Origin of the sequence: Weissella bombi, assembly GCF_900094835.1 — a bacterium.
Lineage (GTDB): Bacteria > Bacillota > Bacilli > Lactobacillales > Lactobacillaceae > Weissella > Weissella bombi.
The window spans coordinates 24423-35021 of the sequence record NZ_FMAO01000014.1 but is presented as its reverse complement, the minus strand read 5'-3'; the positions used below and the strand labels follow the sequence as shown (position 1 = coordinate 35021).

The window sequence follows — 10599 nt, the reverse complement described above, 5'->3', positions numbered from 1 at the left end:
AATAGCTCATCAGGGAGTCGAACCCTGGATGTCGGTGTGAAAAACCGAAGTCTTAACCGCTTGACCAATGAGCCATAATATAAAAATGATAAACCTTGCTGTTTCAACAACGTTTAATAATATACCAGATGAATTGAAATGATGCAATACTTTATTTGCTAAAAACTTAAAAAGATTGCCATTAGCGTGAAATATCGCTAAAATGACGATTGTAAATAATGCACGTAATTATTAGGACTAAGTGCCTAAAGTGGTAGACTTAGCATATCGTGATTTTGAATATAAGGAGAACATCGTATGTTTTCAGAAAAAAATATCGTATTAATTATTAGTGGCGGAATTGCTGCGTATAAGGCAGCAATTTTTGCACGTTTATTAATTAAAGAAAATGCGCATGTTAAAGTGGTAATGACGAAATCGGCAACGGAGTTTATTACTCCCAAGACGATGGCGGTGTTAACTAATGAGCATGTTTTAACGGATTTATTTATAGATGAAACAGATGCAACCATTGATCATATTGCTCTAGCTGATTGGGCGGATTATATGTTTGTTGTTCCTGCAACAGCAAATATTATTGCTAAAATAGCTAATGGCATTGCAGATGATGCTGCTAGTACTGTGCTAGCTGCTAGGCACACACCTCTAATTATTGCGCCAGCGATGAATGAAAACATGTATCTTCAAAAGACGGTTCAAAGAAACTTGCAACAAATTATGGCAGATGGTGATATCGTGATCCAACCAGACGATGGCTTTTTAGCAGAAGGCTACGCAGGTAAGGGCAGGTTACCAGAACCAACTGATATTTTGGCCTATGGCGAATTAGCGCTACGACAGCAAGTTGGCGTGCTAAAAGGTAAGCATGTTGTGATATCAGCTGGTGGAACGGTTGAACCAATTGACCCAGTTAGGTATATTTCAAATCGATCATCAGGAAAGATGGGCTATGCACTTGCACAAGCTGCTGTGGAACAAGGTGCACAGGTAACATTGGTATCTGCGACAACAACATTGCCTGATCCAATTGGTGTTAAAACCATTCATATTCAATCAGCACAAGATTTATCTGATCAAATGATTGCAGCATTGCCTGAAGCTGATGTCATGATAATGGCAGCAGCGGTATCGGATTATAGAATGGGTGAACCAGCAACAAATAAGTTAAAAAAGCAAGAATCAGGTCAATTAACATTGACCTTGGTTGAAAATCCTGATATTTTAGCTCAGTTAGGTGCAATGAAAGAGCAGCAATATTTGGTTGGTTTTGCTGCTGAAACACAAAATCTTTTAACGTACGCACAAAAGAAATTAGTTAAGAAAAATGCTGATATGCTCATCGCTAATGATGTATCTAAAGATCAAGTTGGTTTTGGTTATGACACGAATCAGGTAACTATTTTAACTAAAAATCATGAACCTCAAGTGTTGCCACTACAAAGTAAGTTGGCAGTAGCACGAGAAGTTATGCAAAAAATTAGTAAAGCAATTAATTAATAAATGGCAGGTAATAAAAAATGACAGTTATTGGAATTGATAAGATGAGCTTTTTCTCACCACAGCAATATATTGATATGGTTGAATTAGCTAATGCACGTGGTGAAGAACCTGATAAATATTTGATTGGAATTGGTCAGACACAACAAGCCGTCATTCCACCAACTCAAGACGTTGTGACAATGGCTGCAAATGCTGCCGATGAAATGTTAACGGCTTCAGATCGTAAAGCTATCACGATGATTTTGTTTGCAACAGAGTCAGGTATTGATAATTCAAAGTCAGGGGCTGTTTATTTGCAGCGTTTATTGGGCATTAATCCATATGCACGCACAATTGAAATGAAGCAAGCTTGCTATGCTGGTACTTTTGCCTTAATGCAAGCCCGTGATTATGTTACATTGCATCCAACTGAAAAGGTACTTGTAGTTGCTTCGGATATTGCTCGTTATGGTCTACATACGAGTGGTGAAGTTACACAAGGTGGTGGTGCTGTTGCTATGTTGGTGTCAGCTGATCCAGCAATTGCTGAAATCAATCAAGATAATCAATATTTATCACGTGATGTCATGGATTTTTGGCGCCCTATATATGCCGATACTGCTCGCGTTGATGGTAAGTTTTCAGCTAATATTTACCAAGACTTTTTTAAAGCTGTTTGGACACGCTATAAGCAGAAGTCAGGCCGTAGTATTAAAGACTTTAAGGCACTAGCATTCCACTTACCATTCACTAAGATGGGGCTAAAAGCATTACGCGATGTATTACCTGAAGCAAGTGAAGAACAGCAGGCTGCTTTAATGGCAGAATTTGAGGCCAGCCGTGTTTATAGTAAGCGTATTGGTAATCTGTATACGGGTTCATTGTATTTGAGTTTATATTCATTATTAGCTAATTCAACCACGCTAAAGTTAGGCGATCGTGTGGGAATGTTCTCATATGGATCAGGTGCCGAAGGAGAATTCTACTCACTTACTTTGCGTCCTCATTTCAGAGGTGGGTTAGTTAGTGGGCAGCTAGAAGAGTTGTTTGCTAGTCGTCAACAAGTAACGATTCCGGAGTATGAAGCTATTTTTAACAATCAACTATCAGGGGCTGCAGATCGTGAGTTAGATACACAACATGACGATGCAAAGTTTGTGTTGAGTGGTCTTGAAAATGAACAACGTCAGTATATTTGTCACTAAAATCAAAAAAAGTTCAATTTAAGTTCCTAAAATATAAAAAAATATGTGATTTATTAATTGATTGTTCGGTATTTATTAGTTAAAATGAAACATATTAATAATATAGAACGAGGATAATTTTATGAAGCGCGTATATTTAGCGGGACCATTTTTTGATGACGAACAAATTGACCGTATTGAGAGACTAGAGAAGGCATTGGCTGATAATGAAACAGTTTCTGAATTCTTTAGTCCACGAACAGAAGTGCATGATGAATTTGAATTTGGTTCAAAAGAATGGGCAGCAGCTATTTATAAGGGTGACAAAGAACATTTAGATCCAGCAGAAGTTGTTGTTGCAGTTATCGATTATGATAATGATTATGTTGATCCAGGAACAGCTTGGGAAATTGGTTATTCAGAAGCTATGAATAAGCCAGTTATCTTGGTGAAGGAGAAGGAAGGTGCTATCAATTTGATGATTTCGTCACCAGCTCATGCCGTAGTAACGGATGCTGCTGAGATTGCAAGTTATGATTTTGATAAATTACCTGCTAATACTTGGACTGGAAAGACTTTCTAAAAATTGAAATTGAAAAAATAGTTGTTAGTTACTTAACAGCTATTTTTTATTGTATTAATATCGCTATTTTTTTTGAAAAAGGGTAAAATTATGGTCAGATAACCAAAATATGAGGTCCAAATTGTGAAAAAAGTCATAGAATTAATAAAACAATGGTTAATAAAATTTTGGGCACCGTTAGCGATAGTCATCGTGATGTTGAGTACAGCAATTTCCTTAACTGTTGTTATGCTACATAAGCAGCAAATAACCGTACAAATTCCTAATTTAACTTTGCGTAAGCATTATGGTATTCAAGGTTCACCAATATCTGTTTTAAAAAAGGGTGAACATTTACAAATTATTCAAAAGAAAGAAGGCTGGTATCAAGTTCGTCGTGATGATGAGTCAACGGGCTGGGTTGCTGGCTGGTTATTAAAAAGAAAAGAACCCCTTAAAAAGGTTACGCCTTTATCAGAAGCAACAATTGTTTTAGATCCAGGACACGGGGGCTCTGATGTTGGGTCACTATCAATTAATAATAAATACGAGAAGACATATACATTGCAATTAGCTAAGCGTGTCAAGAAAGAATTGGCCAAGACGGGTGCACGTGTGATTATGACACGTAGCACGGATAAAATCGTCTATTTAGCTAAAATTCCAAAAGTTGCCGAAGACAATCATGCAGATTTGTTTTTGTCATTCCATTTTGACTCGGCGCCTGAAAAAAATCAGGCAACTGGATTTACAACGTACTACTATCACCGCAATAATGGTTCATATAATTTGGCTAAAAATGTCAACGCGGCTATGAATTTACCATTAACAAATAAAGGTGTTGAATTTGGTGATTTCTTAGTTATTCGACAAAATACTGTGCCAGCAATTTTGTTGGAAAGTGGTTATATGAATAATAAAAAAGATTTCAAATATATTAAATCAAGTAAGTATCAAGAAAAAGTTGCTAAGGCAGTACCGGTTGGGTTGCAAAATTACTTAACGGACCAAGTAGAAACAGGACAATAAATGTCCACTTGACGATGGTTTATAACTATACGATAATGAAGTATAATATTTTGAAATAAAACCAATGAGAAAGCAAACTCAATAGGCGCAAACAAAGCGAGCGGAGGTAGGTGTAAGTCCGTTTTGCAGAAGTTGAGGGGACACTTTTAAGGTCACATGATTGTGCGTTGAACCACGTTACGGTTTTTAGCCAAAAACAAGGTGGTACCGTGCTTTTTTGATAAGCACCCTTGACGATACTTAATTATCGTTAGGGGTGTTTTTTTATTTTTTAAAACTGATGGGAGAAGAAACAATGGCAAAACAATTATTCCAAAAGCCTAAAGGAACTGCTGATTTATTACCAGGAGATTCAATTAAATGGCATTATGTTGAAGAAACAGCCCGGTTGTTGTTTAGTGATTATCAATATGCAGAAGTACGCACACCAATTTTTGAAAATTTTGATGTTTTCTCACGCTCAGCTGGTGATACATCAGATGTGGTAACAAAAGAAATGTATGATTTCAAAGATAAAGGTGATCGTCACGTCGCTTTGCGTCCAGAAGGAACGGCCGGTGTTGTACGGGCTTTCGTTGAAAATAAATTATATGGTCCGGAACATGCTAAACCATATAAGTTGTTCTATATTGGACCAATGTTCCGTTATGAACGTCCACAAGCTGGTCGTATGCGTCAATTCCACCAAATTGGTGCAGAAGCATTAGGATCAGAATCACCTGCATTGGATGCAGAAGTGATTGCAATGGCAGTTGATTTCTTCCAAACATTAGGTATTACGAATTTAAAGGTGAAGATAAATTCATTAGGTGATCAAGAATCTCGTGATAATTATCGTCAGGCACTAATTGATTTCTTGAAACCTCATTTTGATGAATTATCACATGATTCACAAGAACGTTTGGAGAAAAACCCATTACGTGTTCTAGATTCAAAGGACGCTAAAGATCAAGAAATTGTTGCAGAAGCACCATCAATTTTGGACTACTTAACTGAAGATGCACAACAACATTGGCAAAAGGTACAACAATATTTGGATGCATTAGGTATCGATTATGAAATCGATGCAAATGTTGTCCGAGGACTTGATTATTACAACCACACAATTTTTGAAGTAATGACACAAGCAAAGGCGCTTGGTCATGGTTGGTCAACGATTACAGGTGGTGGTCGTTATAACGGTTTGGTTTCACAATTTGGTGGACCAGAAATGCCCGGTGTTGGCTTTGGAATTGGTCTTGAACGTTTGATGCTACTATTGGAGTCAGAAAATGCGCCATTGCCAACCGCTAATGATTTAGATGTTTATGTTGCTAATCAAGGGGATGACACAGATGTAACAGCCATGCAGATGGTACAGGCAGTTCGTTCATTTGGTTACAGTGCTGAACGTGATTATGAAGATCGTAAGCTAAAGGCACAGTTTAAAACAGCAAATCGTTTAAATGCACGCTACATGATTACAATTGGTGAACGTGAATTAGCTGAACAAAGTGCCAATATTAAGAATATGAAAACTGGTAAAGAACTCACTGTAAAGTTAGCTGAATTATATACTAATTTGCCAGACTATGTGACAGATGCAGAAGAGGATGAGGAACAATAATTATGAAACGAACAAATTATGCCGGCTTAATTGACGAAACATATTTAGAGCAAACTGTAACTTTGCAAGGTTGGGTTCAAAAGCGTCGCGACCTAGGTGGATTAATTTTCGTTGATTTACGTGATCGTGAAGGTATTGTACAACTAGCATTTTCTAATGAATTTAATGAGGCAGCTTTGAAGGTTGCTGAAAGCATGCGTACAGAATATGTGATTGAAGTTGTTGGAACTGTTAAGTCACGTGGTGAAGGAGCAGTTAACAATAATTTGCGTTCCGGAAAAATCGAAGTTCAAGTTACTGATGCTAAGATTTTGTCAGAATCAAAGACAACGCCTTTCTACATTGAAGATGATATTAATGTCTCGGATGAATTGCGCTTGAAGTATCGTTATCTAGACTTACGTCGCCCAGAGATGCAACGTAATTTGCGCATTCGTTCAAAGATTACAGCCGCAACTCATGAATTCTTGGATGAACATGGCTTCATTGATATTGAAACGCCATATTTGGCAAAATCAACTCCAGAGGGAGCGCGTGATTATCTAGTACCTTCACGTGTTTATCCTGGATCATTTTATGCATTGCCACAATCACCACAATTATTTAAGCAATTGCTAATGGGTGCTGGTTTTGATCGCTATTATCAAGTTGCACGTGCTTTCCGTGATGAAGATTTACGTGGAGATCGTCAACCTGAATTTACACAACTTGATGTTGAAATGTCATTTATGAACCAAGATGAAATTATGGCTTTGGTTGGTGAATGGGTTGCCGCAATTATGAAGAAGACGGTTGATTACGATTTAGATGCTGACAATATTCCGGTTATCGAATATGCTGATGCAATGCGTCGCTTTGGAACTGATAAACCTGATATGCGTTTTGGCATGGAACTACAAGACTTATCAGCGTTAATGGCTGATTCAGAATTTGGTGTCTTTGCTAACGCAATTGCAGCTGGTGGCGAAGTGAAGGCAGTGGTTGTGCCAGGTGGTGCGGATCACTATTCACGTAAAGATATTGATAAAATGGCACAATATGTGACTCGTTTTGGTGCAAAGGGATTAGCTTGGTTGAAGGTTAGTGAAGATGGTGTTACTGGACCAATTGCTAAGTTCTTAAAGGCTAAGGAACAAGAACTATTACAAGCAACTGGTGCTAATGCTGGTGATTTGTTGTTGTTTGCTGCTGACAATGCTAATGTTGTTGCAGCTACCTTAGATGCTTTGCGTCGTCGTACAGCACAAGAACTTGATTTAATTGACCAAAGTAAGTGGGCATTTGCATGGGTTGTAAACTGGCCTTTGTTTGATTATCAGCCAGAAGAAAACCGTTGGATTGCAGCACACCATCCATTTACAATGCCTAATGAAGAAGATTTGCCATTGTTAGATACTACAGAAGGTGCCCATCAAGCTCATGCACAATCATATGACTTAGTTTTGAATGGTTATGAATTGGGTTCAGGGTCAATTCGTATTCACCAAATGGCAGTTCAAGAAAAGATGCTTGCAGCTCTTGGCTTTACAAAAGAGGCTGCGCATGAGGCATTTGGTTTCTTGTTAGAAGGAATGGAATATGGTTTCCCACCAATGGGTGGAATTGCTTTGGGACTTGATCGTCTAGCTATGTTGTTGGCTGGTCAAGATAATATTCGTGAAGTTATTGCGTTCCCTAAGAATTCAAAGGCTACAGAACCAATGACAGAAGCACCAACACCAGTTGCTGAAGCACAAGTTGTTGGTGATTTGAAGTTAACGGCACCTGTTTATGCAGATGTGACAGCGCCAAATATGGCTGAAGAATAAAAAATTATCTAAAAGATTGTCTTGCAATTGTTATGTAAGGCAATTTTTTATGGTGTTATTAAAAATAATTTTGGTATAATAGTTGGTCATGGTAGAATCATAAGCAACTTTGTTGAATTTTGTTACGAAAGAAAAGGAATAATGGGCCAGTTAAAACAGTATGTAAACCATCATAAATATTCGACACGTATCGGAAGTGCAATGGTGTATGCAGTAGCGTCAGCGATTGCATTGAACTTTTTTTGGACACCGGGACATATTTATTCGTCGGGGTTCACAGGATTAGCGCAATTACTAAATACTTTAATTCAAAAGCTATTTGACGTGAGCATTCCAGTTGGTGCTTGGTTAGTTATTTTAAATTTGCCACTTATTTTGTTAGCATATCGTAAAATCGGTAAACGCTTTGCTTTTTTTACGGGGTTAGCGATTTTATTAGCTGCGTTAGCAATGAATTGGATTAAGCAACCAACACACTTATGGACAGAAGATCCTTTGGCGATGGCCATTTTTGGTGGCGCCATTAATGGATTCGGAACCGGATTTGCGTTACGTAATGGGTTGTCAACGGGGGGGCTAGATATAATTGGTATTCTGGTCCGACGTAAGACCGGTGCTAAAATGGGGGCGGTTAACTTAACGTTTAACTTCTTTATTTTGGTGGCGTCTGGTTTAATGTTCGGTGTGCAATACGCTTTGTTTACGGCGATTGGTTTGGTGATTAACGCCCGTGTTATTGACTTGGTCTATACAAGGCAGCAAAAAATGCAAGTGATGATCGTGACTGAAAATCCAGAACAGGTTATTACTGAAATTCAAGATGAGTTACATCGCGGTATTACAATTGTTCATCATGCCGAAGGTGGTTATAACCATCATAATAAAGAAATTTTATTTACGGTTATATCAATGTATGAACAATTTGAATTACACGAAGCAATTTTTAAAGCAGATCCAACTGCTTGGGCTTCATTATGGCGAGTTGATCGTATATTTGGTGGCTTTTACGAACCAAAATTATAGTAATCTTTTTAAAGAAAGCATTGACAATTATGCTATTTTTGATAAGATAGTAAAGAACAAAGTGTGCGACGTATATTAAATATAAGTTGAAATCTTCACACGTGAAGGGAGGGTAAACATTATGGCAAAGACTGTTGTTCGTAAGAATGAGTCTCTTGATGATGCTCTCCGTCGCTTTAAGCGTGGTGTATCAAAGGACGGTACTCTACAAGAATACCGTAAGCGTGAATACTACATCAAGCCATCAGTACAACGTAAGTTGAAGGCTGAGGCCGCACGTAAGCGCAAGAACAAGAAGGGTCGGTAAAACGATCTAGGCCGGGCTATCCTAGTTGATAGTCCGGTTTTGTTGTATAATAAAGGAAAACAACAGGAGTGACATAATGGGATTATTAGCACAATTAACAGAAGATATGAAAACAGCAATGAAGGCTAAGGACAAGGAAACCTTAAGTGTTGTACGTATGGTGAAGTCAGCTTTATCTAACGAACAAATTAATCTTGGCCATGATTTAACACCAGAAGATGAAATGACAGTATTGTCACGTGAAATGAAGCAACGTGTTGAAGAAATGACTTCTTACCAAGATGCTGGTCGTGATGATTTGGCAGCAGGTATTCAAACGCAAATTGATGTACTAAAAAAGTATATGCCTGAACAACTATCAGAAGATGAAGTTGAAGCAATTGTTAAAGAAACGATTGCACAAGTTGGTGCAACTAGCAAAGCTGATATGGGAAAAGTTATGGGCGCTTTGATGCCAAAGGTTAAAGGAAAAGCCGACGGTAAGATGGTTAGCCAAAAGGTACAAACTTTACTATAATCTTAGTAGAGCGGGGACAACCTCGATACATAGATGATTGGCGTATAATGTATGTTGTAGCTAATCAAATATTTTGAAATGTGAGGAATGTAACGGTTGACAGTTCAAGTTGAAGAAAATTATCATTTTGAAAATGCAGAACAAGAAATTGGTTTAGTAGGTCCACAAGATAGTCACTTACGTTTAATTGAAGATGGTTTGACTGTTAGTTTATCAGTCTTGGGTAGTCAATTGACGATTAAGGGTGATGAAGAACAAGTATCTCAAGCTAAAGCAGTTATTAGTGCATTAACTTCTTTGATAAAACGCGGCGTTAAAATTAGTCCGGCTGATATTATTTCAGCTATTAACATGGCTAAGCGCGGTACAATTGAATATTTTGAGGATATGTATACTGAAACACTGTTACGTGATGCCAAAGGACATCCAGTTAGGGTTAAAAACTATGGGCAACGCCGCTACATTCACGCAATTCGCCAAAACGATGTAACGTTTGGAATTGGACCGGCTGGAACTGGGAAAACCTATTTGGCAGTAGTCATGGCGGTAGCATCACTTAAACGTGGTGATGTTGATCGTATTGTTATTACTCGACCGGCCGTTGAAGCAGGTGAAAGTCTTGGATTTTTGCCGGGTGACTTGAAAGAAAAAGTTGACCCTTATTTACGACCAATATACGACGCATTATATGCTATTTTGGGTAAAGAACATACAGAACGTCTAATGGATCGCGAAACAATTGAAATCGCACCATTGGCGTACATGCGTGGTCGCACGTTGGATAGTGCCTTTATTATTTTGGATGAGGCGCAAAATACTACACCGCAACAAATGAAGATGTTCTTAACGCGTTTTGGTTTTGGCTCAAAAATGCTAGTGAATGGGGATATTTCTCAAATTGATTTGCCATCTCATACAAAATCCGGCCTAATACAAGCACAACACATATTAAAAGACGTTAACCACATTGCCTTTATTAATTTCAATGCTGATGATGTTGTACGTCATCCAGTTGTTGGGGCAATTATTAATGCTTACGATTCATACGATACAAAAGATATAGAGAAAACTGAAAAGGATTAAA

Annotated in this window: 10 protein-coding genes and 1 tRNA gene; 10 read left to right on the top strand and 1 reads right to left on the bottom strand. The window is 38.0% G+C overall.

Annotated elements, in window-relative coordinates; translation table 11 throughout:
- Positions 1-2: 2 nt before the first annotated feature.
- A tRNA-Glu gene (locus GA0061074_RS08000) sits at positions 3-74 on the bottom strand.
- Between the two features lie 223 nt (positions 75-297).
- Here GA0061074_RS08000 and coaBC point away from each other — a divergent pair.
- From coaBC to GA0061074_RS07950, 10 genes are all read left to right on the top strand, one after another.
- Positions 298-1497, top strand: a complete 1200-nt coding sequence (gene coaBC / locus GA0061074_RS07995; RefSeq protein ID WP_092463587.1) for a bifunctional phosphopantothenoylcysteine decarboxylase/phosphopantothenate--cysteine ligase CoaBC — start codon at positions 298-300, stop codon at positions 1495-1497.
- A gap of 20 nt (positions 1498-1517) precedes the next feature.
- A complete protein-coding gene (locus GA0061074_RS07990) occupies positions 1518-2684 on the top strand; it encodes a hydroxymethylglutaryl-CoA synthase (RefSeq protein WP_092463585.1) in 1167 nt (388 codons plus the stop codon).
- Between the two features lie 121 nt (positions 2685-2805).
- The gene (locus tag GA0061074_RS07985; protein ID WP_092463583.1) at positions 2806-3246 is read left to right on the top strand and encodes a nucleoside 2-deoxyribosyltransferase; all 441 of its coding nucleotides are present in this window, start codon (positions 2806-2808) and stop codon (positions 3244-3246) included.
- 123 nt (positions 3247-3369) lie between these two features.
- Complete coding sequence (locus GA0061074_RS07980; RefSeq protein ID WP_174855284.1) at positions 3370-4254, top strand: N-acetylmuramoyl-L-alanine amidase family protein; 885 nt, start codon at positions 3370-3372, stop codon at positions 4252-4254.
- A 295-nt stretch (positions 4255-4549) separates the two neighbouring features.
- Positions 4550-5860, top strand: coding sequence for a histidine--tRNA ligase (hisS, locus tag GA0061074_RS07975; RefSeq protein ID WP_092463579.1), 1311 nt, complete (start codon positions 4550-4552; stop codon positions 5858-5860).
- 2 nt (positions 5861-5862) lie between these two features.
- Complete coding sequence (gene aspS, locus GA0061074_RS07970) at positions 5863-7668, top strand: aspartate--tRNA ligase (protein WP_092463577.1); 1806 nt, start codon at positions 5863-5865, stop codon at positions 7666-7668.
- A gap of 141 nt (positions 7669-7809) precedes the next feature.
- Positions 7810-8691 carry a YitT family protein gene (locus GA0061074_RS07965; protein WP_092463575.1) on the top strand — a complete coding sequence of 294 codons (882 nt, stop codon included), beginning with the start codon at positions 7810-7812 and terminating at the stop codon, positions 8689-8691.
- A gap of 121 nt (positions 8692-8812) precedes the next feature.
- Positions 8813-8998: a 30S ribosomal protein S21 gene (rpsU, locus tag GA0061074_RS07960; protein WP_042493485.1), complete on the top strand. Its 186-nt coding sequence runs from the start codon at positions 8813-8815 to the stop codon at positions 8996-8998.
- Between the two features lie 76 nt (positions 8999-9074).
- Positions 9075-9515, top strand: coding sequence for a GatB/YqeY domain-containing protein (locus GA0061074_RS07955; RefSeq protein ID WP_092463573.1), 441 nt, complete (start codon positions 9075-9077; stop codon positions 9513-9515).
- A 96-nt stretch (positions 9516-9611) separates the two neighbouring features.
- Positions 9612-10598 carry a PhoH family protein gene (locus GA0061074_RS07950; RefSeq protein WP_092463571.1) on the top strand — a complete coding sequence of 329 codons (987 nt, stop codon included), beginning with the start codon at positions 9612-9614 and terminating at the stop codon, positions 10596-10598.
- Position 10599: the final 1 nt, after the last annotated feature.

Coding starts and splice junctions, on each gene's coding strand:
- hisS (WP_092463579.1), top strand. CDS start 4,550: ATGGCAAAACAATTATTCCAAAAGCCTAAAGGAACTGCTGATTTATTA.
- GA0061074_RS07965 (WP_092463575.1), top strand. CDS start 7,810: ATGGGCCAGTTAAAACAGTATGTAAACCATCATAAATATTCGACACGT.
- GA0061074_RS07985 (WP_092463583.1), top strand. CDS start 2,806: ATGAAGCGCGTATATTTAGCGGGACCATTTTTTGATGACGAACAAATT.
- rpsU (WP_042493485.1), top strand. CDS start 8,813: ATGGCAAAGACTGTTGTTCGTAAGAATGAGTCTCTTGATGATGCTCTC.
- aspS (WP_092463577.1), top strand. CDS start 5,863: ATGAAACGAACAAATTATGCCGGCTTAATTGACGAAACATATTTAGAG.
- GA0061074_RS07990 (WP_092463585.1), top strand. CDS start 1,518: ATGACAGTTATTGGAATTGATAAGATGAGCTTTTTCTCACCACAGCAA.
- coaBC (WP_092463587.1), top strand. CDS start 298: ATGTTTTCAGAAAAAAATATCGTATTAATTATTAGTGGCGGAATTGCT.
- GA0061074_RS07955 (WP_092463573.1), top strand. CDS start 9,075: ATGGGATTATTAGCACAATTAACAGAAGATATGAAAACAGCAATGAAG.